Source organism: Pseudomonas sp. IPO3749 (genome assembly GCF_013386605.1).
Classification (GTDB): domain Bacteria; phylum Pseudomonadota; class Gammaproteobacteria; order Pseudomonadales; family Pseudomonadaceae; genus Aquipseudomonas; species Aquipseudomonas azotoformans_A.
Window position 1 is genome coordinate 46,427 of the sequence record NZ_JACARN010000007.1, and the last position, 21,904, is coordinate 68,330.

The 21,904-nt window shown below is 64.5% G+C and carries 29 protein-coding genes; all 29 read right to left on the reverse strand.

Going from position 1 to position 21,904, the window contains the following annotated elements:
- Nucleotides 1-10: 10 nt before the first annotated feature.
- The 29 genes from HX812_RS01715 to HX812_RS01855 all read right to left on the reverse strand — a co-directional run bounded on the left by HX812_RS01715 (nt 11) and on the right by HX812_RS01855 (nt 21,748).
- Nucleotides 11-370, reverse strand: coding sequence for a TIGR03745 family integrating conjugative element membrane protein (locus HX812_RS01715; RefSeq protein WP_023103906.1), 360 nt, complete (start codon nt 368-370; stop codon nt 11-13).
- Between the two features lie 16 nt (nt 371-386).
- On the reverse strand, nt 387-620 hold the full coding sequence (locus tag HX812_RS01720) for a TIGR03758 family integrating conjugative element protein (RefSeq protein ID WP_009459672.1): 234 nt from the start codon (nt 618-620) through the stop codon (nt 387-389).
- Complete coding sequence (locus HX812_RS01725; RefSeq protein ID WP_023465080.1) at nt 617-1,000, reverse strand: RAQPRD family integrative conjugative element protein; 384 nt, start codon at nt 998-1,000, stop codon at nt 617-619. The genes HX812_RS01720 and HX812_RS01725 overlap by 4 nt, the downstream gene beginning before the upstream one ends.
- Before the next feature lie 98 nt (nt 1,001-1,098).
- On the reverse strand, nt 1,099-1,848 hold the full coding sequence (locus HX812_RS01730) for a TIGR03747 family integrating conjugative element membrane protein (protein WP_023103908.1): 750 nt from the start codon (nt 1,846-1,848) through the stop codon (nt 1,099-1,101).
- On the reverse strand, nt 1,845-4,034 hold the full coding sequence (gene traD, locus HX812_RS01735) for a type IV conjugative transfer system coupling protein TraD (protein ID WP_023103909.1): 2,190 nt from the start codon (nt 4,032-4,034) through the stop codon (nt 1,845-1,847). Before traD ends, HX812_RS01730 begins: the two co-directional genes overlap by 4 nt.
- A 4-nt stretch (nt 4,035-4,038) precedes the next feature.
- Complete coding sequence (locus tag HX812_RS01740; RefSeq protein ID WP_017515759.1) at nt 4,039-4,578, reverse strand: integrating conjugative element protein; 540 nt, start codon at nt 4,576-4,578, stop codon at nt 4,039-4,041.
- On the reverse strand, nt 4,575-5,180 hold the full coding sequence (locus HX812_RS01745; RefSeq protein WP_028690955.1) for a transglycosylase SLT domain-containing protein: 606 nt from the start codon (nt 5,178-5,180) through the stop codon (nt 4,575-4,577). The genes HX812_RS01740 and HX812_RS01745 overlap by 4 nt, the downstream gene beginning before the upstream one ends.
- Complete coding sequence (locus HX812_RS01750; protein ID WP_023103911.1) at nt 5,162-5,887, reverse strand: TIGR03759 family integrating conjugative element protein; 726 nt, start codon at nt 5,885-5,887, stop codon at nt 5,162-5,164. Before HX812_RS01750 ends, HX812_RS01745 begins: the two co-directional genes overlap by 19 nt.
- Before the next feature lie 14 nt (nt 5,888-5,901).
- On the reverse strand, nt 5,902-6,543 hold the full coding sequence (locus HX812_RS01755; RefSeq protein WP_023103912.1) for a hypothetical protein: 642 nt from the start codon (nt 6,541-6,543) through the stop codon (nt 5,902-5,904).
- Nucleotides 6,540-7,139: a PilL N-terminal domain-containing protein gene (locus HX812_RS01760; RefSeq protein WP_028690956.1), complete on the reverse strand. Its 600-nt coding sequence runs from the start codon at nt 7,137-7,139 to the stop codon at nt 6,540-6,542. Before HX812_RS01760 ends, HX812_RS01755 begins: the two co-directional genes overlap by 4 nt.
- Nucleotides 7,140-7,299: 160 nt before the next feature.
- Nucleotides 7,300-8,169: a hypothetical protein gene (locus HX812_RS01765; protein WP_028690957.1), complete on the reverse strand. Its 870-nt coding sequence runs from the start codon at nt 8,167-8,169 to the stop codon at nt 7,300-7,302.
- Between the two features lie 113 nt (nt 8,170-8,282).
- Nucleotides 8,283-10,562, reverse strand: coding sequence for a helicase-related protein (locus HX812_RS01770; protein WP_028690958.1), 2,280 nt, complete (start codon nt 10,560-10,562; stop codon nt 8,283-8,285).
- A gap of 135 nt (nt 10,563-10,697) precedes the next feature.
- Nucleotides 10,698-11,003 (reverse strand): hypothetical protein, encoded by a 306-nt coding sequence (locus HX812_RS01775; protein ID WP_023103916.1) that lies wholly within the window; start codon nt 11,001-11,003, stop codon nt 10,698-10,700.
- Between the two features lie 90 nt (nt 11,004-11,093).
- A complete protein-coding gene (locus HX812_RS01780) occupies nt 11,094-11,414 on the reverse strand; it encodes a hypothetical protein (RefSeq protein WP_023103917.1) in 321 nt (106 codons plus the stop codon).
- A 50-nt stretch (nt 11,415-11,464) separates the two neighbouring features.
- Complete coding sequence (locus tag HX812_RS01785; RefSeq protein WP_254912518.1) at nt 11,465-12,598, reverse strand: DUF6094 domain-containing protein; 1,134 nt, start codon at nt 12,596-12,598, stop codon at nt 11,465-11,467.
- Between the two features lie 38 nt (nt 12,599-12,636).
- On the reverse strand, nt 12,637-13,284 hold the full coding sequence (locus tag HX812_RS01790) for a hypothetical protein (protein WP_023103919.1): 648 nt from the start codon (nt 13,282-13,284) through the stop codon (nt 12,637-12,639).
- A 78-nt stretch (nt 13,285-13,362) separates the two neighbouring features.
- Nucleotides 13,363-13,623 (reverse strand): hypothetical protein, encoded by a 261-nt coding sequence (locus tag HX812_RS01795; protein WP_023103920.1) that lies wholly within the window; start codon nt 13,621-13,623, stop codon nt 13,363-13,365.
- 16 nt (nt 13,624-13,639) lie between these two features.
- On the reverse strand, nt 13,640-14,047 hold the full coding sequence (locus HX812_RS01800) for a hypothetical protein (RefSeq protein ID WP_023103921.1): 408 nt from the start codon (nt 14,045-14,047) through the stop codon (nt 13,640-13,642).
- A 101-nt stretch (nt 14,048-14,148) separates the two neighbouring features.
- The gene (locus tag HX812_RS01805; protein WP_023103922.1) at nt 14,149-14,472 is read right to left on the reverse strand and encodes a hypothetical protein; all 324 of its coding nucleotides are present in this window, start codon (nt 14,470-14,472) and stop codon (nt 14,149-14,151) included.
- Nucleotides 14,473-14,566: 94 nt separating this feature from the next.
- Nucleotides 14,567-15,256, reverse strand: a complete 690-nt coding sequence (locus HX812_RS01810) for a DUF3275 family protein (protein ID WP_023103923.1) — start codon at nt 15,254-15,256, stop codon at nt 14,567-14,569.
- Nucleotides 15,257-15,313: 57 nt separating this feature from the next.
- Nucleotides 15,314-16,231 (reverse strand): DUF3577 domain-containing protein, encoded by a 918-nt coding sequence (locus tag HX812_RS01815; RefSeq protein WP_023103924.1) that lies wholly within the window; start codon nt 16,229-16,231, stop codon nt 15,314-15,316.
- A gap of 368 nt (nt 16,232-16,599) precedes the next feature.
- Nucleotides 16,600-16,953 (reverse strand): DUF3085 domain-containing protein, encoded by a 354-nt coding sequence (locus HX812_RS01820; protein WP_009459699.1) that lies wholly within the window; start codon nt 16,951-16,953, stop codon nt 16,600-16,602.
- A 124-nt stretch (nt 16,954-17,077) separates the two neighbouring features.
- Nucleotides 17,078-17,890, reverse strand: a complete 813-nt coding sequence (locus HX812_RS01825) for a hypothetical protein (protein ID WP_023103925.1) — start codon at nt 17,888-17,890, stop codon at nt 17,078-17,080.
- Nucleotides 17,891-18,179: 289 nt separating this feature from the next.
- Nucleotides 18,180-18,458, reverse strand: a complete 279-nt coding sequence (locus HX812_RS01830; protein WP_009459701.1) for a hypothetical protein — start codon at nt 18,456-18,458, stop codon at nt 18,180-18,182.
- Nucleotides 18,459-18,555: 97 nt separating this feature from the next.
- On the reverse strand, nt 18,556-19,293 hold the full coding sequence (locus tag HX812_RS01835) for a hypothetical protein (RefSeq protein ID WP_017512403.1): 738 nt from the start codon (nt 19,291-19,293) through the stop codon (nt 18,556-18,558).
- 80 nt (nt 19,294-19,373) lie between these two features.
- Nucleotides 19,374-20,060, reverse strand: coding sequence for a hypothetical protein (locus HX812_RS01840; protein WP_017512402.1), 687 nt, complete (start codon nt 20,058-20,060; stop codon nt 19,374-19,376).
- 173 nt (nt 20,061-20,233) lie between these two features.
- Complete coding sequence (locus HX812_RS01845) at nt 20,234-20,626, reverse strand: hypothetical protein (protein ID WP_017512401.1); 393 nt, start codon at nt 20,624-20,626, stop codon at nt 20,234-20,236.
- Between the two features lie 21 nt (nt 20,627-20,647).
- On the reverse strand, nt 20,648-20,860 hold the full coding sequence (locus HX812_RS01850; protein ID WP_003290186.1) for a hypothetical protein: 213 nt from the start codon (nt 20,858-20,860) through the stop codon (nt 20,648-20,650).
- Between the two features lie 330 nt (nt 20,861-21,190).
- Nucleotides 21,191-21,748: a hypothetical protein gene (locus HX812_RS01855; RefSeq protein ID WP_023103929.1), complete on the reverse strand. Its 558-nt coding sequence runs from the start codon at nt 21,746-21,748 to the stop codon at nt 21,191-21,193.
- Nucleotides 21,749-21,904 lie beyond the last annotated feature (156 nt).

Here is a 21,904-nt window from a genome sequence, read left to right on the forward strand (position 1 = left end):
CGGCCTCGCCTTACAGGATGCCGGTGGCTTCGGTGAGCAGCCAGATGCCGATCACGAGCAGGACGGCGCCGATGGCGACCGTGAGGCCGAACTGGCCCCACGTCTTGCGGCCTGTGTGGATTTCCGCGTAGGTCCCGTAAGCGTGGTAGCACACGCCGATGAACATCGACGCCACCACCAGCAGGGCTACGAGCATGATGATGTCGTAGCCGTAGTTGCGGATCGTTTCCATGATGCCGTTGCCCGTGCCGCGGGTCGGGTTCTCCAATTGCGGCAGACCCTGCGCGAACGACAGCACGGGCAGCGCAGCGGCGCCCAGGGCCACGGCGGCGCGCTGGGCAAGACGGGAATTGAGGATGCGGTTTTGCATGGTCATGCCTTTCAGGTCAGGAGAGGAGGAAGAAAGTCAGGACGAGGTACATCGCGACGAATCGGATGCAGACGCCGAGGAACTGGCGCTGGTTGAGGCGGCTCTCGGACCACCCCACGTAGGCCGTTCGCATGGCCCAGACGCCCCAGACGAGCAGGACCGCGAACACGACGCCGACCAGGACGGTCGCCATCGCTGAAGGTGCGATGCCGCTGTTGGCTTGAAATGCCGAGACCTGGGCGCCGTTCATGGCTTGCCCTCCGCGGTCGTCGGCGGTGATGGCGGGACGACCCGCTCCGTGCGGTAGTCGCCGGCCAATTCGGACGGGTCGCGCGGCTGGGCGCGCGACGGTGTGAGATGGGCCTGGATGCCGGCGCGCACGCGCGCCAGGTCAGCCAGCAGCCTCGGGTAGTCGAAGTGGTAGCGCTCGCCCGGCTGGATGGGGGCATGCGCGGCGCTGTCGGCGACCGTGCGCTCCAGCGCGTCGAGTTGGCGCAGCGCTGCGACCAGCTCCTGACGCTGCGCTGGGGACTCGGCCAAGGCCATCGAGGACTGGCCCAACACAAGGGCCGTCACGAGAAAAGTGGGCACGCCGCGATGCGCGGCGCGCAGCCAGATCGGAGCCAACATCGCGCCATTCCTGTGTGATCAGCAATGGCTAGATCGTGGAGATCAGGGCTGTTTCAGGCCGCAAACAATAGGAACCTGCGGATGACCGGATTGATCGGCTAGAGGTACTTCTTGAAGCTGCCCGCAGTCAGGCTCACGGCCAGTCCCAGCAAGGCGGCGCTCGGCAACAGGATCAGCAATGGATGCACCGAGATCGGCAGTGCCAGGTACGTGATCCACGGCAGCACGGCCAGGGGCATAAGGCTGGCTTTCGCGCGGTGGTAGATGAACCCGGATTCGCGGCCCGCGCCGAACCTGCGCACGTCACGTCGCACCAGACCGTCAATCAGACCGACGAAAGCAGCCGTGAAGATCAGTGGCAGCGTGAGCACCAGGACCAGCAGGCGCACTAGGAAGGTCAGCGTCGTGAAGGCCGCGGCGATCAGGTAGCTCTCGGCCCAGACATAGGCTTGGCTGATGTAGTAGCGGAAGTTGCGCGCCTGCTCGTGGCTGGGCGCGCGGACGCGCTCGGCGGTCTGGCTCATGCGCGCCAGCAGCCCGGAGCGAACAAACACCCATTCGTAGCCTGTATCCACCAACTCGTGCGCCGTGCGCCCCGGCTCCTGCACGACCACGCTGCGCGTGAAGTGGTTGGACAGATGCCCAAGCTCGTACTGCAACATCTGCTGGGAATGGCGCCAGCCCTGGTCCTTCCAGAACAGGTGCATGCCGACGCACTCCACCACGATCGAGAACAGCAGCGAGCCGATCAGCACTCCAAGCAAGCGAAACGGCAAGGTGATGGTGCCGACGATCAGGCCCTGGCGCTGATTCTGCTCCCGCTGCGCGGTCGAGGCGGCGTCCTTCACGGCGCGGCCTCGTCGCCACTGTGGTCGGTGTCGGTGGCCACCGCAGCAGGCTCGGCTGGAGCAGCATCATCCAGCAGGTCATCGGGCAAGGCCGCATCCTGCAAGGCCGGGGAACTGGTGAACTCCCACCACTGCGTAGCCTCGCTGTAGCTCTGGCGCATGTACCCTGCCAGTTGTTGCAGGTCCGTCGGCATCACTTCATCCGGGTCTGGTAGCGGCAGCGGCATGCGAACCTTCCAAAGCTGGCCGCCCTGCAGCAGCGCGAAGCATTGGCCTTTTGGCAGGCCGACTACGTGCGATGGCTCGATCATCGGCACGCTGGACATGCTGATGCGGTCCTGGGTGTTCGACGTGAAATCCGTCGCGCCGCGGATGTCCGAACTGTCGGTTGCCCCGGAGACGATGGTAGTGGTATAGACCTCGACCTTCGGCAACTGCCGCGTCAGCAGTTCGGCAGTGGCAGTCTCGCGCACGCGCAGCATGAACAGGTTGTTGAAGTTGCCGATCACCTGGCCAGCTTTCGCGCGATTGCCGATGCGGGCCTCGATGTCCGAGAGGGTCTGCGTGTACGCGGTGACTTGCAGCCCGGCGCCGCCGCCTTTGTTGATAAGCGGCACGAATTCGTCACCCATGAGTTCATTGAATTCATCCGCATGGACGTTGATCGGTACGCGCGCGCCAGCCGAGGCGTCTGGCAGGCCATCGTCGATTCCGTGCTTGTAGATATGGCCCGCGACCGAAACCAGGTCGGAGAACATGGAGTTGCCGACCGCTGCGGCAACCTCGGCGTCGGACAGCGCGTCCAGTCCCACATAGACGATGGCGCGCTTCCTGATGACTTGCATCCAATCGAAGATCGGGCGCGGGTCGGCCAGGTCGGAATAGTTCGGTGCCAGGAGCTGCGCGATCTTGCCGCTGGTTAGCTTTTCCAACAACGGCAGCAATGACGCGACGATCTTGTCGAAGTAGGTCTTGTCGTACCGAACTGCCGAGCGCAGTCCGTCGAGCACCGGGTCGTAGTTGCGCGCCTGGGAGAGATACTGCTCCAGCGCAACCACGCGCTTCTCTCGCCCGATCATGTTGCGCGGGATGTTCTTCTCGTTGAGCTTGGCCTCGATCTGGACGATCACCTCCCAGGCCTTGGGCTCGGTCTTGGCGAAGTAGTGCTGGGCGTACTCGATAAACAGCGCGTCGATGTTGATGACGTGCCGCTGGATCAGCATGTAGTCCGGGCGCTGTCCCAGTTCCACCAGGGCACGAGCAATGATGTTGACGAAGCGCCACGCGAACTCCCTGAAGGCCGCGCTATTGCCTTCACCGGAGAGTTGCCCTGCGATACGGGTGGCGACTTCCGAGATGCGACCGAATCGGCCCACCGCGTTGTAGCGGGCGCTGATCTCCGGCCAGCCCAAGTGGAAGATGTAAAACTCGCCTTCACGGCCGGCGCGCTTGGCCTCGACATACATGCGCTTCAAGAGGTCCGCATCCCCTTTGGGGTCGATGACGATCACGACTTCGTGCTCGCCGGCAGCGCTCTTGCGGCGGATGTCCTGGGTCACGAACAACTCGGCCAGTCGCGTCTTGCCCACGCGCGTGGTGCCCAGCACCAGCGAGTGCCCGACACGCTCGCCGAGCGGAAGGCTGACGTCCACCTCGTCCGGTTCGATGCCGTGCAGGCGTGGCAGGCCGCCCACAGGCGGCAGCGGACGCACCGGGTTGAAAGGAGCATCCCAGCCCGTGAGCGCGGACAGCCGGGATAGCGGGAACGGCGCGAACTCCAGCCGCTCCTCCAGTCGCCGTGCCAGCCGGTAGGCAGGCGTCGGCTCGACGTATCGGCGGAACTCCGGCCGGTACGTCTGCATCAGCCTATGGGTGTGTTTTTGTTCCCACAGGAACCCGCGCCCGATGAAAAGCCGCTGCTGGCTGACGGGCACGTCCTTGCTCGTCATCACGTAGCGCGACAGGCGGCGGATGTTGCGTCGGTAGCGCAGGATCACGCGGGCATCGCGATAGCGGATCGCGCCGTAAGCGCCGAAAGCCAGCGCGCTGCCGACGCCCATCGACGGGCTCAGCGCGAGCGACCATGGGGCCACCAGGCACAGAAACGCGGCGCCTGCACACGCCGCGACGGTGTATAGCTCCACCGCTGGGCGTAGCAGAACCTCGACCGGCTGTTTCCCCGACATGGCTTCATTGCTCGATGCCGGTGGCCGTGATCAGCGCCGGGTAGTGCCGCAGCCCCAGGCGATCGGCCAGGTCGTCTCCGGCTACGGGCGCGAGCGGCACGCCCGGCACCAGGGCACGCAACCGTGCCAGGCCCTGCGCGGTCTCGACATTGACCACGAGGCCGACCGCGCCGCGTTCGCGCAAAGCGACGCCGCGGCGCTGCAGCCAGGCCCGGGAGGCGTCGTCGTCGCCGATGACCACGAACGGCCGCAGGCCGGGCGCTTCGATCACGCGCCGCGCGACGGTGCCGGGCGTGAGCTTGGCGCTACGCACCGGCAGCATCGCTGCCTCGTCCGCGGGTGTGGCGGGAACCTGTGGCGTCGGAATGGGCGGCCGGCCCGGGACATCGGCGCGCGCCTGGAGGTTGAGGGCCTCGTAGTACGGCAGCGCCGACGTGCCACCGCGATCTTCGACCACGATCAGCGGATCGCCGGCACGCGATGCCAGCGGCAGACCTGCCAGCAGCACAAGCAGGCCCCGCAGGGCCAGATGGGATTTTGTCATGGGGAAGTCTCCTGGCGCGCGGCGAGCACCGCGGCGTTTGGATGTGCGCCCTGCACACGCGCGAGATGGCGCGACACGCTGCGCCGGTAGCGGGCGGCGGGCTCGCCGCCCGCAGGACGGTGGTAGCGGCCGATCGCGAGCAGCCAGTCTTCGCCGGACGTGTGCTGCTCGTTCAGGATTTCAGCGGCGATGGCGAGGTTTCGATACGGGTCCAGCAGGTCGCACGCGCTGGTGAAGCGATGCTTGTGGTAGCCGAGGTTGATCTGGACCAGGCCTGCATCGATGCGCGTGTGGGGCGTGGTACGCATTGCCTGTTGCAAGCCCGAGCAGGCGTCGGCGCGCGTGGCGAAGCGGCGCGACTGGCCGGCGACATTGAGGGACCACGGCCACGGCACGATGCGCCCGTTGCGTCGAACGCCGCTCTCCTGCAAGGCCACGGCGTAGAGCACGGTCGAGGGGATGCCCGCCTGCTGGGCGGCGAGCTGGTAGGCAGGTGGCGGAATCTCCTGGGCATGGACGGCGCAGGCGCACAGGCCGGTAGCGAGCACCAGTGCGCACAAGAGCTGCGAGAAGGAGGTGGCCGCTACGGCTGGCGCTGCCATTGGCCGTTCACCTCGCGCACAGCCGCGGGCAAGTCACCGGGCAGGCCCAGCGACAGCCAGCGGCCGCCGTCGTGGTTGAGGGTAATGCTGCCGCTGCGCACGCGCGCCGGGTCGATCTGCGCGCGCTTGGCCCAGTCGCGGATGCGTGCGTCGTCCTGGCGGCTGCCCACCATATACAGGTCGAACTCGGCACCCGAGGATTGCAGCCGCTGCACGAGCTGCCCACAGGCCGCGCAGCCGTCCTTGACGAACACCGCCATGCGACCGCTGCCGCGCGCGGTGCCGGTGCCCGGCCCGTCGTCGGGCAGGTTCACGCGCTGCATGCCGGGGTTCAGGCGCTGCCAGGCTTCGTCGTAGGCACGTTGGTAGGCGAGCAGCTTCTCGACGCGGCGAGCCTCGACTTGCACCTGCAGCTCTGCATAGCGCCGCCGTTCTTCGTCGGTGCGTGCCTCGATGCCTAGGGCAGACAGCGGGTCCAGGTTTGGCGAGTAGATGCCCAGCGGCCCATCCATCAGCTCGCGGTAACGCGCCCATTCCTGGGGTTGGAGCCCCCAGTTGCTTGCTACTCGGTCGTCCAGGACGCGGGCGGCCAGCGGGCGCTCCTGGCTCTGCGCATTGCGGGCTGGAGCTGTGGCTGGCTGTTGCGCCCACGCGGGCCACTGGACTGAAGCCAGTAGGAGTGCGGAAAGGATGATCGACGGCTTCATGTCGTGTGCTCCGATCAGGGAATCGCCACGCGACGGATCTGTTCGCCGGCTTGGAACACCGCAGCGCTGCCATCGATTGCCTGCAAGCGCCATGGACCGACCGCATCACCGGGCAACAGCACCTGAAGCTGGTCGGGCGTGAAGTCCCCGCTGCTCGGCGCGACGGACACACTGAGCTGGCCGGCGCGCAGTTCGGCGCCGACGATGCGGAACGGCAGTGGCGGCGGTTCAGGCTTGGCGGCGGGCTTGCTCGATGTGCGCGGCTGGGCGGGTGTTGCTGCACGCGCGGCGGTCTGACGCGTCTTGATCTGCTCGATCTCCGCGCGCAGCGCCTGAAGGTCGTCGGCTGCTGCGTAGCTGCTCAATGTCTTCTCAACTTGGGAAGCGCGTGCTTCCAGGATTTGGCGGGTGTCTTTGAGGTCCGCCGCCGTTGCGACCTGCGGACGCTGCTGGATGGTTCCGATGGTCTCGGCCAAGGCCACCGCCTGCGCTTCGAGGCGTTGCAAACGGGAGTCGAGCCGTTCCTCGTCGGCCTGGTCGCTCATCGCCTGGTAGCCGAGGGCCACGATGACGCTGAGACCGAGCAGCCAGAGCCAGAGCAGGCTTTGCGCCACCACGGCGGCAGCCGGGCGCCGCGAGGATTGGGGAGTGTTCATGGCTGGCCGCCTGGAATGGAGGGCATCAGTGGGAAGGTCTGCACCGCATCGGCGGCGGCCGGTTCAGGCATGGATTCGACGGCCATGCTGTCGCCGGGCCGCTCGAAGCAAATTTGTCGTGCGCGGTCATCCGCGTGCAGTTCCCAGGCCGGACCAGCTAGGGTGATCAGCGCGTCGCGCAAGGTCATGGGACCGAGATGCAGGTGCGCCGCCGGCAGCGGCAGCGCATACAACTCGATCACGGCATGTGCCGTTTGACACAGGCTGTAGCCGCTGCGCTTGAGCACGTGCCGCAGCCCATCGCCGACCGTGACGCGGGCATCCGCCGGCATCGAAACATCGATGGTCTGCAACAGCAGGTCGCGCTGCGCCGCCGTGGGGGCCAGCTCGACCAACGTGTAGCGCCCATAGCGCACAACGGGGATGTACTCGGGCGCTTCGGGTTCGGGCGCGGTCGAGACTTCCTCGAAGGCATCGGGTGCGTGCGGCGCAGTCGTTGTCGCGCAGCCGCCAGCCAGTACCGACCAAAGCAGGCCGAGAAATCCCGTCAGCAGGCGGCGTTCGGGATGGTGAAACCAGGGTGGAGAGGGGCACATAGCTCGGCGTCCTGAAACATCGAGCCCTCACCATCGCCGCTGGGGTCGTGCGCGGCAGCAAACAATGCGAATCACGCCCCGTCCGATTTTCCGACAGCCTCCCTCCAAAGAAAAAGGCCCCCGAAGGGGCCAATGAGAGCGCAGGTCGGACCCTGCCGAATCAACCCCGAGCCAGCTTCAGGCCAGGATCGACCTGTGCCAGTTGGGCATGCGCCCAGCAGCGCACGAGTTGGCCGTTCTCGCCGAGCGGCCGGTCCGCCATCGCCACCGAGTACTCGTCGGTATCGCTGGTGTCGTAGCAGACGACTTTGATCTCGCCGGTGTCGCAGCGGATGGAGTGGATCTGGCCGTCGGTCATATCGACCACGACGACCTGCGGGACAAGACCCAGTTCGCGGGCGGCCGACAGGATGGGGCCATATTCGGCAGCGTCGAAGCAGACGAACGGCCCTTCGTACCGGGCTTCTTCGGCCAGATCCTTGGCTTTGTGGTAGTGGGCACCCTGGTCGTATTCCTCCTGGGTGGTTCTGACCTTGAAGACCGGCATGTTGGGGGTGCCGGAAGCATCGACGCAGGCGACAGCGACTTGCATCTCGATCTCGCCGCCTTCAGCAGGCTCGGTCGGAGGGATGACAGCCTGACTCTCGGGTTCTTCGTCGGCCATACCCATGCGCTCGCGCATCTCGTCGGCGAATGCCTCGGGAGCCATCAGGCCGTAGCGCGCCAGGCGCACGGGGATGTCTTCAGCGTTCAGATTGCCGTCTTCGATGCGCTGCCGCATGAAGGAGGCGATCTCGGTTACCAGGGTGTCACTCTCAGCTTCCGAGGGCTGCTCGGACACATCGATCGACCACTTATCCACTTCCGCGGCGGTCTCGCCGGTCAGCAGACCCTCATCGATGGCGTATTCGCACATGCTGCGCAGCCGTGCCAGCATTTCCGATTCGGCCTCGCCGTTGAGCAGGTAAGTCACGTCCAGCGTGAGGCGAGCACTGACGACTTTGGTCGTTGCTTGGGTATTGGTGTTCATGGAAATCTCCTTGGGATCGAAAAAGCGCAGCCACGCCCACGGAGACCGTGGACGTGGCTGCAAGGTGGGAACAGCGGAAAGCCGGCGGCGTTAGGCCAGCGTTGGCGTGGGGATCAGGCGGCGACCAGTTGCCGGGCCAGTGCGACCTCGACCGAATCACCATCCTGGTTCAGGACGTCCAACCCTGATTCGGGCACGTCGCCCGAGGTGGACTGCGAGACCATGATCTTCTTGGCCATCAGTTCGAGGCAGGTCATCTGCGAGGAGCCGGCGTAGCCAAGGTAGATCACGCGCACGGGTTGCTTCTGCCCGATGCGCCAGGAGCGGCGTGCCGCCTGCTGCAGCGAGTACACGTTGTAGCCCGACTGCATGAACACGATCGTCGGAAACTCCAACAGGTCCAGTCCCGTTTTAACCAGCTCGGGGTTGGTGATGAGCACATCGATGCCACGGTCCAGTTGTTCGGCGATCCAGTCCTCGCGGCGGCTGGCATCCACGCTTGCGCGCAGCACCGCCACCTTGAAGCCTTCCTGCTCCAGCAGCACCTTCAACCGGCTGGTCGTGTCGCGCGTGCCGGTATAGACCGTGTAGGCCAGCACCTTGCGGCCCTGCGCCTTCTCCTCTTTGCAGATGTCGATCAGCTCACGCTCCTTGGGGCTGATCTCGAACTCGTTGAACTGAGCCGGGACGAACGCCAAGGTGTTGCGCGTGCGCGGATGCACCACGGTCTCCGACCGGAAGCAGCAATCTGGCCAGGCCAGTAGCACGTTGAGCACCACACCCAGCAAGGTCGTATCGCGTCGTGCAAGAGCCTGTTTCAGCTCCGCGGTCAGCCGACCCGCCAGATCGCGGTAGGCCGCGGCTTGCGCCGTGTCCATCGCGACTTCGCGGAACTCCTCGTCATACGGCGGCAGGATGTTGCCGCCGATGTCCTTGAGCTTGAGGAAGATCGTGAACGGCAGGATGCAGCGCAAGACGCCCTTGGGGCCGAAGCCCGGGGCCTTGACCGTGCGCACCGATACCTTGGTGCCCTTGGCCGTCTTGTGCGCCGTGCCGGTGCTCTCGGAGTAGATGTCCTTCAAGACCCCGTGATCGCGCATGAACGCCATCGCGGCCGAGGTCATGCTGCCGCTCGTGGTCGGGCGGTAGCCGTCTTCGATCATCCGCCCCGGAAGGGCTCGGAACAGCAGGTAGAACAGGTCGTCCCCGTAGCCGCCCATCAGCGTGCCAGTCAGCAGCAAGGTCTTGCGAGCCTTCGCTGCCAGCACGCCCATGGCCTGGCCTTGGGCACTGCCGCCGTTCTTGTACTCGTGCGCCTCATCGGCGATGAGCAGGTCGAACGTGCCTTGCGGCAGGTAGCGTTTGATGAACTCGGACGGCTGGTAGCCGCCTTCGCCAAAGCCGAACTCCATGTTGGCCATCGCACGTTCCATGCGGGTGGCCTGACGGTCGGAAAACACCAGCTCGCCGTTGCCGTCCATGAGGTTGATGAACTCATGGATGTTGTCGCCGAGCATCGAGGCCAGGAAGCCGTCTCCGAACTTCTGCATCAGCTTCTGCGCGGTGACTGCCCCGATGGTCGGGATGCGCTTCAAGGCTTTCAGCACGGCCGAGGACTGGTCGCTGCCGGACAGGCTGCGTGGGCGGATCAGCGTCCACAGGGGCGCTGCGCAATGGCTGCACTTCCTGCGGTACTCCTCGGCTTCGAGCGCGACCGGGTTGACCGGCTCGCCGTCGAGGTCGGTGATGACCGTGCCGCAGTCCGGGCAGGCCGCCACGTCGCCGTGGCGGGTGCGCCGCTGGGTGAAGACAGGCTTCCAGTGGAACCCCATCCGCATCCTGACGCGCCCCAGGACAAAGAACTCCTGGCCGGTCGGCTGCACACCCAACTGCTCGCGCAGCTTGATGAGCTTGACCAAGGTATCGGGGCCGTTGAGCACCCAGACCTTCGCGCCCGCTACTGTCTCCTGGATCTCGCGCCGCCACTTGTAAACAAGGTGCGGGGGCGAGAGAACCAAGGTCCGGCGGTAGCCTTCGGCGTTGAGCACAGCGGCCGTGGCGATGCCGACGGTCGTCTTGCCGCAGCCCATCTCGCCATTGACGATCGCGGCGCGCTCGCCACGGTCAATCAGCAGCTCCGCGGCGGCGTGGACGACTTCGGCCTGGGCCTGGAACAGCTTGCGCTTGAGGCTGGCGACGATGAGCTGGCGATGTGCTTGCGGTTGGCCGGTATAGACCGGCGGGTTGGCGCTGTTGAGGGCGTCGAGCAGTTCGTCGCCGAACTCGCCGACGAAATCCTGAAGGCTCAGGGTCAGAGGGGAAGATTCCGCGTCGAGCAGTTCGCCCTGTACGGGCGCGGCTTCAGCGGCATTGGTTTCGAGATCGAGGGACATGGTGATGCTCCAAAGAAAAAGGGGCATGCACCACCCCCAGCGGGGCAGTGGCATGCCCCGTGGTGGGAAGTAAATCGACGCGTGGCCGACGGTGGTTGAAGGTGCTGGCCTGGGTGGCCAGCGGCTGAACCGTGCTCAGTCCTCGGACGGCAGAACGATGACGGTGGCGTGGCGCTCCGCGTCGGTAACGATGCGAATGGCCAGCCCCGGATGGATCACGTAGTGCGATGCCAGCGATGCGCCTGATTGAAGCGCGGTGCTGTTGGCCTGCCATTGCTGGACGTTGACGTCGCCCCAGTCGCCACGGGTGTGGCGCCTGAAGTACGGGATCGGGTCGAGGCGACCCGAGCGGACCAGGCGGTCAATGCCTTTGCTGAAGATAAGCGCCCCGATGGGGAACGCCAGGTTCTGACAGTAGGTTTCGATGCGATGTGATGCCATGGGCTCCTCCTTGATGAGTCATTGAGCCACGACACCCCTGCCGGAGTGAAGTGGCTCCGTCAGGAGAATGAGGATGACGATGTGGGGACGTCAGATCAGGTCCCGCTCTTCGGGAAGCTGGATCACCGTGGTCTGGTGGTCCTCGCTGGTCTTGACGATTAGCGCCAGGTCCGGCGTGATCCTGAACTGCGAGATCATCAGGTTGTCCTGTTGGATCGCCACGTCGTTGGCTTGGCGTGTGGCCTCATCGATCTCGCCCCAGTCCCCGCGCACATGGCGCTGGACATAGGCTAAGGGGTCGATCAGGCCTCTTCGGGCCAGCCAATGCACCTTCTCGCTCAACTTCAACGTACTCGGTGCGAACAACGGTTGCTTGTGCGGCGCTGGCCGCTTGAACGGATTCGGGAACATGGTGTTTCTCCTTCGATGTGGTACAGCAGGACGGCAGCGCGTCCGGTGGATCAGCGGATGGTCAACACCTCGCCCCGTGTCGCGGAGCCAGGCGTCATGTCCCACGCGCGGATGACGGGCACAAACTTGTCGGTGAGGATGCGGGTCTCGGCGATGGAGCCGTCTTCGCGTTCGGTGAATTCCCGCTGGAGCGTTTTGTCCTTGTGGGTGTCACCTTTGACGACGAGCACGCGCCCCGTCTGGGAGCGCACAACGCCGGAGATCGCGCCCGCTGCCAAGGCCAGGGCGAGATGCCAGTGGGACAAGGCTCGCGCCGGTGGACGCAGCGACTGCTGCGCGGCCCCCAGGTGCGTGTCCAGCGACGGCCAGAGGCCTTGCAGCCGACCGACCTCATCGGCGAACTGCTCCGGCTCCATCGTCACGCGGAAGAAATGCTCCGGCTCGACCGGACTGGCGGGGACGATGTACGGCAGGAACGGCCATTCGCTCGGCAGTTCCTCGGCTTCGACTTCGCCAAGCCCAACCTGCAGCAGCAGGTTGCGCACGGCCTTGACGCCATCGGGGGCCTGCTCGCGCTGGCGCACCCTTCGGCCAAAGATCACCACCTGCTTGAACTGCGTTTCCACCGCTCGGTAGATCCGCAGATCGGTGTAGTGGCGTGTCAGCCAACCAACCAGCTCCGCGTCGAGCACGTAGCCGGGGACGATGAAGACCAGCATGCCGCCGTACTGCAGCAGCGACAGCGAACGCTGATAGAACAGCTTTTCGAGGCGGGCACGTCCCTGACCTTGATAGCCGATGTTGCCGTTGACGTCCTTGGACAGGTCGCCATACGGCGGGTTGAGCCAGAGCAACCCGAAGGACTGTTTGGAGACCATCGTGTCCATCAGGTCCGCGTGCAGGCAGTGATCGACCAAGCCTCGGGCATGGCGTGCCCGCTCCGCGTCGAACTCGACCGCGAATGCCTTGGCCTGGTCACGCCCGAGGGCATAGGCGGCTTCGGCGATCGCCACGCCTTCGCCGGCGCAGGGATCAAGGATGCACATCGGCCCGTCGCTGGGCATCAGTGCGTTGAGGGCTCTTTCGAGCGTGGGTTCGTCGGTCGGGTAGTACCCGTTCTTGGCGAAATTGCGGGCGAGCCGCGGGAACATGAGGGCCATGGAAGTCTCCTGGTTGGCGGGGATGAAAGACGGAAGCACGCCGAGACGTGCCTCCGAGGGGGTCAAGCCGCTACCGCTTCCGGCGTCCAAATCTTGGTCGGATAGGGATAGGCGGTGAGCGCGTCACTGCGGATCAGGGAGCCCAGCGCCAGGGTCAGCGCCGGCACGTCGATGGCGAGCCGATGGCCTTCCAGCGGCCCGAGGGCGAACGGAAGGCGGGCCAGCATCTCGCGGCTTTGCAGCAGTTCCAGCACGGTCTCGCGCCAGTGGTCGAGTAGCGGCAACGGGCAGGTGTCCCGCACCAGCATCCACAGGCGGTCAAGCCGGTGGGCGCTGTCGCGCGGCAGCAGTGCCAATGCGCTGGCGTTGGCCTTGTCGGGCTTGACGCAGCGCCGGTCGAACAGCCACACGTTGGACAGCGAACCGAACAGCGTTCGCCGGTAGGCGCGGGTCATGCGCTTTTCCAGGCGATCGACGTTGCCGATGAACACCGGGACGCTGCCGCCCTGGTCGGTGATGACGTGGAACTGGTCCAGTCCCTGCTCGTCGCGCCCGAGGGTCAGGCGAGCGAGGAATTGCTGGACGGCGGTGTCGCGTGCCCAGATGGACAGGAAGATCAGGTTGCCCTGGTCATCGCCAACGCAGGCGTCGGCCATCACGTCCGGGCATTCGTCGATGCGGTACAGCGTGGAAGAAGTGTTTGCGGGCATGGTGGTGTCCTCGGATGAGCGGGAACAGCACCGCCCGTCGGGGCAGGTACTGCCCCGGGGGGGGTGGAAGAAAACCGCTCAGTCCGGCTCGAACTGCCGGGTGTGCGGGTTGAAGTGAAGCGCCTCGTCCACCGCGGTGATCGGCGTGAAGCCGTCCAGGTAGATGTTGTTGAGGTACTGGTCGCGATAGGTCAGCGCCTGCCGTGCCTGCTCCTCGGTGAGGCCGTTGTCGATGAAGTACGCCAGCATTTCCTCGTCGGAGGAAACTTCGTCGTTGGACAAACTGCCTTCAACGAGCTTTAACAGCGAGGCGGGGAGCGCAGCCAGGATCGGGTCCATGTTGGTTCCTCCTGGCTCAGGCCAATAGTGCCGCGGCGGGTGCCGTGGCAACCGTGGGTGTACGACGCCGCGCGTGGTAGGCGCGAACGCCTGCACGCCAGTCGGCGGACTGCTCCGGTGCGAGGTCCAGATAGGACAGCGGGCACGAGTAGTAGTACGGGTGCATGGACTCGTCCAGCGGCTTGTAGCCCCACTGGTTGCCGCTGCGCTCCAGAAGATCGCAGCGGATGTAGCGCAGGGACTGGCCCGGCGCGAGATCACGATGCACGCCTTCGGCCCTGGCCGTCACTTCCGCGACGGACCAGAGGACGTTGCCGCGCAGCGTGTGGGCGATGACCTTCACGCTGGCGCGCTCGGTCTCCTGCGGTGCGATCAGTTCGGCGATCAGTTCAGACCGCGATTGGGGAGAGAAATACCAGCCCATGAGAGGCCTCCTGAAGAAGTAGAGCCAGAGGCCTCCCCGTGGGGAAGAACCCCCAGCGGGTGATGGAATGCCGCGTGTGCGGCGATGGAATGCAGTGCGGGCTAGGAACCGCAACCGGCCGGGCAGCAACCCAGCGTGATCCCATGCGAACAGCAGCCGTTTTCAGCGAGCCAGTCCTGGGTTTCCTGCCGTTCGGCAGGTGTTGCGTAGTCCCATTCCTGGGTCGCGATTTCCAGCGCATGAACGCGCTGGCTTTCCGGCAATCGACTGGCTTGCGCGTCGATCTCCGAGCTGAAAAGCGTGACCCAGTGATCCCAGGACAGGCCGCAACCACGTTGGGCATGCTCGGCGGCCGTCTTGCAAACGGCGCGCCACGCGGTTTCGTCCAGCGCGGAACGGGGTGTATCGCAAGTGATGGTGGACATGATGGAGACCTCCAGAAGAAAGCCGAGGCCACCCCCGCATGGGGAAGGAACCCCAGCGGGTGGATGAAGAACACCGCGGATGCGGTGTCTGCAATCACGCAGGTTGCAGTTCGGCCTGGCGGCTCCACTCCTGCGTCTTGAAGTCCAGCGCGTAGCCCAGTTCGCCCAGGCGGGCGATCTGGGCGCGCAGGGCGCGGCGGTCGATGGTCGAATCCAGCTTCACAGACTCGCCCAGCGGCCACAACAGGCCGAACAGCGCGGCGTCGCCATCCTCGGTGCTGCCGGGGGCAGCAGCCGCAGCAGGCGGCGCGTCCACGCCGAAGGGCGTGGTATCGACCAGCGGGTCCGCGGACGTCTGCACGGGTGCAGGTTTGGCGGACCTGGATGCCTTGGCGGGTTTGGCCGGCGTTGTCGCAGGCTGTGTCCCTTGATCTTCATCGAGCGGATCGACTTCCTGCGGGGCGAAGCTATGTGCTTCGGCCTTGCTCAGCTTGTCGATGCCGAAAAGTGTCATACCGTCCAGGTTGGCGCGCATCTCGAAACGCATGCTGCCGTCGCTGATCGGATAGCCTTTGAGGAAGATGTAGCGAAGGACGAACTCCCCTTGATACTTGCCCTCGGGGTATTGCTCCAACTCCGCGTCTTTAATCGTGAATTTTCCGAGTTGGCATTCGAGCTTGCCAACATTGAACTTTCCGTTGCGGCCATGAATGGTGCGCAGCGCGAGCTGGCCCGGGACGATGATGGGAGTGGCCGATTTCTCGGGTGCCGATGTGACTGCCATGATGCTTCTCCTTGAGGAATAGGAAAAAGGCAAGGCCCCGTGAGGGGCCATGCCGGATCAGAACGAAGCAGCCAATGCCGGCTCCTGCTCTTCGACTTCACCTGCGGGCTCGCGCTCGGCGGGCTCGATAGGCTGGTCGGCAGCGGTGTCGGCGGCGTCCTCGGCTTCGGGCGCGGGTGCGTCCTCGGCCTGCGACGCCTCGGCTTGCGCCTGGCTCGTCGGATAGACCTGGGTGCCGTCGATCTTGATCAGACCGATGTGGATCAGCGTCGATTCCAGGCTCGCTCCCGGCTCCCCGGCGCGCTCACCCTTGGTGCGGATGTACGGATCGATCTTCATGTCGTTCAACTTGAAGGCGATCAGCACCTTGCGGTCCCCTTCGATGGCCTGCACGCACCGGCGAACCAGGTGCTCGGCTTCAGGGGTGGCGACGATGGTGTCGAAGTACCGATAGTCCGGTTCACCGACAGGCCCGGCCAGAGCCGCGACGCAGCACGACAGGAACGGATCGCCATCCTTGGGGGTGACGTCCTTCGGACGGCTGAGGTAGCCGATGCCGCGGGTGATCAGCTCGTGCTGCTTGATGGAAGCCAGTTCGGCCCGGTCAAGCGGCTCGGCCTTGAGCAGTCGCGCCTTGAGGGACGCGGCGGCTTCACCCTTGCGCTCGCCCTTGTCGCGGATGTACGCATCGCCCCACAGGTCGCCGAGGCGGAAGCGCACCAGCGGGCGCTGCTTGGGATCGTCAACGCCGATGTAGCGCTGGACGAGGTTCTTGGCCTCGGCACCCGAGACCTTGACGTCGAAGTAGCGGTAGCTGGGGTCCCTGGCGGGGCCGACCAGCGCGGCAACGGTGCATGCCAGGAAAGGCTGCGCACGGCGGCCGCCCCGGACAGGCACTTCACGGACACGCTGGATGTAGCCGATGCCCGAGGTGTGGAGGTCGAAATACGATTTCTCGTTGGACGTGGTGTTCATGGTGAATCTCCATAGGGAAGAAGCGGAGACACACCAGCCCCACGCATGCGGGGAAAGGTGCGTAACCCCGCGGTGGGTCGATAAGGCGAAAGCATCCGCCACCAGAGACTGGTGGCCGCTCGCGGATGGATGCGGTGCGAGCTGGCTCGGTCACGCAGTGGGAACTGCGACGCAACCTTGAAGACCGATGGTTGCTTGGCATGTCGCTGACAACGTCAGCAGGCATGGGGTCAGCATGGCCGGGCCTCGCGCGCGCGACAGCAATCAATCGGCATCCGGGCGCTTCCCATTTTTTCCAGGCTGCCCAGTTCCGCCCAAAAGAAAGCCCCCGAAATGGGGGCTTCAAGGGGTATGCGGACATTTTTGGACTACGCCGATTCCACCGCCGCCAGCGACAGATACGTAGCGGTGGCGGACAGCTCCAGATCATCTGAGCTTTGCAGAATGCGAGTGAAAACGCTGTCTTTCGGGTCGAAGAACTCGCCGAAGTCGTCGCCGCCAAGCTCGGCGCGTGCCAGTTCCCACCAGTCATCGAACGGGTCGGTATCCGGGTTGCAGCCGACGGCATAGGCCAGCAGCTTCACGCGGCCATCGGGGCGGCGCTCTCCGCGCTCGGCGAGGAAGTACACGCCCTGGTCCTTGGCCAGGGCGACGCGGCATTGGTTGGCGATGGCTTCGGCAAGCACGGGGCGCAGGTCGGAGCCTCTGAATCGCAGTGACATGGTTGAAATCTCCTGTATGGATGAAGAAAAAAGCCCTCCACCGAAACGGATGGAAGGCTTGTGGGGCAGTCGCCGGTAGGCTGTGGACTGATCAGTCGTGCCGCTAGGCTTCCTGTCTGGCACGTCAGGCTGGAACCGCCTGACGTTGCCGAAAGGCTTTGGCGTCGATCACGCTCACGTCGATCAGGCGCCAGCGCCCGTCGTCGATGAGCCGCTCCAGCACTTCACCGAGCATGTCGAAATACACCTCGTCGTGCCTATCGACCAACTCACCGTCGCGGTGCAGCTCCACCACGTAGGTGTCGCCGCCACGGTCGTAGAGGATCGTCACCTGACCCTCGAACTTGGTGGTTGAGACCGTGAAGCTGATCGCCGGCGGGGTCTCGATGATCCTGGAGGGCTTGGGATCGACCCAGGCGAAGTCGCGGGCACCTGCATCGACCAGCATGTGGGTGATGCACCGGAACCCGTCGGGCGCGGGCATCTCCTCCAACTGCTCGATGAGTTGGCCCAGCTCCATGCACTGCGGCTCGGGAATGGGCAGCTTGGCGGGTGCTTTGCCAAGGATATGCCTCGTGATGGTGTAAGGCGTGCCATCCGAAGTCTTCTCGGTGACGACTTCCGGGGTGTCCGCGCGAAGCCCGTCGAAACGTCGCCGGGCGTAGGGTTGGACATGGACCTTGGCGCCCTCGCTGGGAACGGTGGTCACCAGGTTGGGATCGAGCACGGCGAACTCGGAAGGCTTGAGCTTGACGACGATGGCATCGTCGGTCGCGGAGACTACCTTGCCGTTGAAGGGCTGAGGGTCAATGGCGAAGCCCAACGTCGAGGACTGCGGCTGATCATCGAATACGCGGTATTTGAACGAACGCACGTTGCGAGGGACATGGCCCGCGACAAGCGAAGGCATCATGGATTTGATGAGGGAACGGTCCATGGGAATCTCCTTGAGGAAGAACAAGGGATTCCCCGCCCGCAAGGGAGAGGTCCCTTGTGGGTGGCGTGAACGGACGGGGTACGTCCATAGGAAGAAACGACCAGCACGGTTTCCCGCACTTGCAGCCTTGAAGGTCTCGGCTGCCAGGGCATGTGTCGGCAACGCCGACGAACATGGAGCAAGGATGGCTCTGGAATGGGCGGCCTGCCTGCAAGAAATCGCACAGCGTCGCACCCGCTTTCCTGCGCTGCGGACAAGAAAAAGCCCCTCGAAAAGGGGCTTGGTTGGGTCAGGCTTCGTACACGAAGTAGTGCTCGCGCTGACGTGGGAAGAAGACATGCTTCCATGTATCGCCGCTGGTGTTGCCACCGTCGAAGACGACCATTTCGTAGTCGTCAATGTCGGTGTCCACCAGGTCGGCGCTGGCGATATGGCGCATGTGCAGCGTGCCGCTCATGCGCTCGAATACCAGGATCTGGCCGATGGCGTCGTCCTGGCCCATGGCATTGACGCAGGCGCCGAGCTGGTGCTCGAAGTCTGGCGTGCGCGAGATGAGGTCGGGGAACATGAGGTTGCTCCTATGAAAATGGACCAGCCCGGCTCCGGGAGGGAGACGGGCCGGTATGGGGGAGAACAAAGAGGAAGGATGTTGCGTCGAGCGGCTGCTAGGATTCGGCCAACGGCAGGCCCAACAGCACGGGTGCGTCGGCGTCGAGAATCAGGATGCGCACGTCGGCCTGGCCAGCCAGTTCAATGACGTTCGCCAGGTCATCCGGCATACCCTTGCTTCGGTGCTCCTGGCGAAGCTGCTCCGCACTGATGCCCTCGGCGTGGTCCAGGTTCTTGTCCGTCCAGGGAGTGGAGATCAGCTTGATGCCGATCGCCGGGCTGTACGGAACCCGGAACGCGATGAACAGGAATGCCTCCGGCGTAGCGAGGTCTGCCAGGTTGGCGAGGTATTGGCCGGTTTCTTGGCTGATGTGTGCGCTGCTGATTTCCCAGCACCGGCTGTAGTAGCCGGTCTCGAAACTCAGGCGCTGTACGACTTCCCGCGCTGCCTCTGCCGAATAGGCGTCGCCGACGTGGATGGGGCGACCGTCGAAGTCGTCGCCATGGATGGCATAGACCACGGCACCGATTACACCTTCGCCGCTGACACCTTCTGCGGTATCGCATTCGGCCAGCACCTCGGCACTCACGGGTTCGGGACCATTCCTGACCACGGCGAAATCGCTGGTGACGATGCACGAGGATGAAATCAGTTCCTCGTCGGAAAAGTGCTTTTGACTCGCGTGGATGATTCGCCAGACATGCGGGCTTCCGTCGTCGTAGCCGATGCACAGCGTGCGGACGATTTTCAGATTCCAGTAGCCGCGGAGAAAGGGATTGGGTTTCTGGGACATGGGAACTCTCCAGATTTGAATATTGGGGCCAATCTCCGCCACCGGGAATTGGACCCGGTTGGTTGAAAGTGGAAAATGCGTCAGTCGGCGCTGATCGTTGGCGTCTGAACCAGCCGTTCGGCGATGCGATGGCGCACATTTAGGCGAAATTGCTCATCGGTGATGCCGGCAAGCAGGTTGGCGGCCTCCAGCGCGATCAACGCTGAGGCCTCTTCGATGTCGGCGGCCAGGATGGTGTTGCGCAGTTGATCGCCGAGTTGAAGCGCCTGCGAGGACGTTCTGAAGACCTGGACCTCACGGCTCAGGTAGCAGCCGTTGCCGCCGAACTCGAATAGCCTTGGCTTGCTGCAATACCAGCAGCCCTCAAACTGGATGGCGGTCAGGTTATGGCCGTCATCGAAGCGGGTAGCGATCAGAAGCAGGGCTTCCAGGTCGGCGCCGTCCTCGAATTGGTGGTGCTCGATCAGGTTCTCCAGCTCCCCGTCCTGGTCAGCACCGAAGTGCGCGGCCAGCCGTTCAAGCAGAGGCGGAATCGACAACTCTTCGTCGTCGGGCATGGGGATGCCGAGTTGTGTGGCCAGGTTTTCCAGACCGTCCAGCACATCTGTCCAGCGTGGATCATTGGTTTCGGCGATCTGGGCGATGTAGGCCTGCCCATTGCCGGGATGGTTTTCGTCGAGCGCGAAAGCACCGAACAGTGCCTTGATGACGGGAGTAACGCGGTTGAGCACGAGAACGCCCGTGCCTTCGTAGTAGTTGTTTGCCATGCTGGCTCCTTTCGAGAAGAGCGGAGCCAGCCCATGCGGACGATGGCGTCCGCAGGGAATAGCCCAAGGCCGTTGGCGTCGGGCGATGGGGAAGAAAAATTGAGGGACATGGCCTTATGGGCGCATGTCCCTCACGGGGGGATCGAGAGGACAGTGGCGTGCCGGAGACCGGCTCACCAACCGCTGTAGTTCACCAGCAGGTCGGCGATGACCTTGCGGCGTTCCAGATCGAGACCGTCGAAGTCCGACAGCCCGTGGAAGCGGCAGCGCTTGAGCATGGCACCGCCCTCGCGCGCGTTGTAGAAGCTGACCATGGCGGACAGGAACATGCGTTCGCCGCTGCTCAGGACGCCGAGGGCATCGTTGAGCCGCAGCATGTCGGGACGCAAATCCCACTTGGTCTTGGCCTGGTTCAGGCCTTCACGGGTGCCGTCGCCGAACCACTCGGGACCAGCAATCTCGACACCGCGCTTCCAGGCCTCGAAGAAGGCTTGGGGCGCGGCAGCGAAATGCTGCTCTTCCCGCATGATCTGATCGACGACTTCCCGCGGCAGTAGCTGGTTCATGACGTGATTTCTCCAGTTGGATCAGGGAATGGCGAGCTGGGACCAGCCGCCTCTTTCGAGGGCGCGTTGAGCCGCGGCATAGCTGCGGAAGTACTCGCGGGATTCCCGCGAAACGGGACCTTCGGTATCGCGCGTGCCGATGTAGTGGCCGGCGGCGCTTTGCAAGACTTCGAGCGGCAGGAACTTGCCGCAGTAGGTCAGGGCCAACTGGCCGAAAGAGGCTTGCTGGGACATGGACGGGCTCCTTGGAAAAGCGGGGCCTTGTCCCTCACGGGATGGCAGCTCCCGCACGCGGTTGATAAAAAGCATCAGCGTCACGGGGACGCTCATCCGCAGAATTGATGCGATGCGGACTGGTGGGTGACGCGGGAGAGACCCGCGGCAGCCTGGAACCCTGGCTGCTGGCATGTGCTGACGAATCAGCGAACATGCAGGCAGCTTCGTGCGAGGGCTGCGCCGCGTCAGTTGGAAAACGGCATTCGGCCCAGCCCCGATTGATGAGCACAGGAAAAGAAAAGCCCCGCATCGAGTACGGGGCTGTCAGGAGGGTGCGGTGGCGCTGGGTCAATCGGGCTTGTCGCCCAGGACATGCTGCTTCCACAGGTCGAATGCCCGCTCGGGCGGAAGCTCGGCGAGGATGACGATGGGCTGGGCCTGCCTGGTGCGCAGCGAAGCGAAGTACGCCTTGCGGTCGGCGATAGCCTTGAGCTTGATGCCTTTGATGAACAGCAGTTTGCCGTCCTTGATGAACAGCACCTTGTTGCCGATGTCGCGGTTGAAGGCGGCTCGCACCTTGCGCTCCGCGTGCATGGCATCGGCCAGTTCATCGACCAGGAAGTCGAGCGTCATGTCGATGTAATGAGGGTCTTCACCCTCCTGGCCTAGATCGAGCGGCGCAGGCGGCAAGCCCTTGGCAAAGGCTTCGGCCTGAGCCAGCAGCGTCGTCTTGCCGTTGAGCGCGCGGAGGAATGTCGAGCCGCCATGCCCGTCGTTGCGGGCCTCGGCGATGGGAGTGCCGTCGAACACGATGGTCGCGGTGAAGCACAGCGTTTCCTCGCTGGCGAAGTCGGCGACCTTGAGGTTCTTCAGCGTGATGCGGTCTTGCTTGGTGATGGTGTCCATGGGAAGTCCTGAAATCGACCGGGTGGCGACATGCCCCTGACGGGACGTGGCGACCATCCCGTGGGTTGGAGAAAGGAGGCATCGATGCCCCGGTGGGCAGCGTTCGCCGGTGAGATGCCGAAGCGAACTGGTGGGTGGCGTGGGCGGAACCCACGG

Excerpts from the sequence above, each read along its gene's own strand:
- HX812_RS01760 (WP_028690956.1), bottom strand. The coding sequence starts at position 7,139 with ATGTGCCCCTCTCCACCCTGGTTTCACCATCCCGAACGCCGCCTGCTG.
- HX812_RS01755 (WP_023103912.1), bottom strand. The coding sequence starts at position 6,543 with ATGAACACTCCCCAATCCTCGCGGCGCCCGGCTGCCGCCGTGGTGGCG.
- HX812_RS01720 (WP_009459672.1), bottom strand. The coding sequence starts at position 620 with ATGAACGGCGCCCAGGTCTCGGCATTTCAAGCCAACAGCGGCATCGCA.
- HX812_RS01840 (WP_017512402.1), bottom strand. The coding sequence starts at position 20,060 with ATGGCAAACAACTACTACGAAGGCACGGGCGTTCTCGTGCTCAACCGC.
- HX812_RS01790 (WP_023103919.1), bottom strand. The coding sequence starts at position 13,284 with ATGCCCGCAAACACTTCTTCCACGCTGTACCGCATCGACGAATGCCCG.
- HX812_RS01800 (WP_023103921.1), bottom strand. The coding sequence starts at position 14,047 with ATGGGCTGGTATTTCTCTCCCCAATCGCGGTCTGAACTGATCGCCGAA.
- HX812_RS01765 (WP_028690957.1), bottom strand. The coding sequence starts at position 8,169 with ATGAACACCAATACCCAAGCAACGACCAAAGTCGTCAGTGCTCGCCTC.
- HX812_RS01775 (WP_023103916.1), bottom strand. The coding sequence starts at position 11,003 with ATGGCATCACATCGCATCGAAACCTACTGTCAGAACCTGGCGTTCCCC.
- HX812_RS01715 (WP_023103906.1), bottom strand. The coding sequence starts at position 370 with ATGCAAAACCGCATCCTCAATTCCCGTCTTGCCCAGCGCGCCGCCGTG.
- HX812_RS01750 (WP_023103911.1), bottom strand. The coding sequence starts at position 5,887 with ATGAAGCCGTCGATCATCCTTTCCGCACTCCTACTGGCTTCAGTCCAG.
- traD (WP_023103909.1), bottom strand. The coding sequence starts at position 4,034 with ATGTCGGGGAAACAGCCGGTCGAGGTTCTGCTACGCCCAGCGGTGGAG.
- HX812_RS01825 (WP_023103925.1), bottom strand. The coding sequence starts at position 17,890 with ATGGACCGTTCCCTCATCAAATCCATGATGCCTTCGCTTGTCGCGGGC.
- HX812_RS01820 (WP_009459699.1), bottom strand. The coding sequence starts at position 16,953 with ATGTCACTGCGATTCAGAGGCTCCGACCTGCGCCCCGTGCTTGCCGAA.
- HX812_RS01770 (WP_028690958.1), bottom strand. The coding sequence starts at position 10,562 with ATGTCCCTCGATCTCGAAACCAATGCCGCTGAAGCCGCGCCCGTACAG.
- HX812_RS01855 (WP_023103929.1), bottom strand. The coding sequence starts at position 21,748 with ATGGACACCATCACCAAGCAAGACCGCATCACGCTGAAGAACCTCAAG.
- HX812_RS01830 (WP_009459701.1), bottom strand. The coding sequence starts at position 18,458 with ATGTTCCCCGACCTCATCTCGCGCACGCCAGACTTCGAGCACCAGCTC.
- HX812_RS01725 (WP_023465080.1), bottom strand. The coding sequence starts at position 1,000 with ATGTTGGCTCCGATCTGGCTGCGCGCCGCGCATCGCGGCGTGCCCACT.
- HX812_RS01850 (WP_003290186.1), bottom strand. The coding sequence starts at position 20,860 with ATGTCCCAGCAAGCCTCTTTCGGCCAGTTGGCCCTGACCTACTGCGGC.
- HX812_RS01810 (WP_023103923.1), bottom strand. The coding sequence starts at position 15,256 with ATGGCAGTCACATCGGCACCCGAGAAATCGGCCACTCCCATCATCGTC.
- HX812_RS01780 (WP_023103917.1), bottom strand. The coding sequence starts at position 11,414 with ATGTTCCCGAATCCGTTCAAGCGGCCAGCGCCGCACAAGCAACCGTTG.
- HX812_RS01845 (WP_017512401.1), bottom strand. The coding sequence starts at position 20,626 with ATGAACCAGCTACTGCCGCGGGAAGTCGTCGATCAGATCATGCGGGAA.
- HX812_RS01835 (WP_017512403.1), bottom strand. The coding sequence starts at position 19,293 with ATGTCCCAGAAACCCAATCCCTTTCTCCGCGGCTACTGGAATCTGAAA.
- HX812_RS01795 (WP_023103920.1), bottom strand. The coding sequence starts at position 13,623 with ATGGACCCGATCCTGGCTGCGCTCCCCGCCTCGCTGTTAAAGCTCGTT.
- HX812_RS01745 (WP_028690955.1), bottom strand. The coding sequence starts at position 5,180 with ATGGCAGCGCCAGCCGTAGCGGCCACCTCCTTCTCGCAGCTCTTGTGC.
- HX812_RS01805 (WP_023103922.1), bottom strand. The coding sequence starts at position 14,472 with ATGTCCACCATCACTTGCGATACACCCCGTTCCGCGCTGGACGAAACC.
- HX812_RS01740 (WP_017515759.1), bottom strand. The coding sequence starts at position 4,578 with ATGACAAAATCCCATCTGGCCCTGCGGGGCCTGCTTGTGCTGCTGGCA.
- HX812_RS01815 (WP_023103924.1), bottom strand. The coding sequence starts at position 16,231 with ATGAACACCACGTCCAACGAGAAATCGTATTTCGACCTCCACACCTCG.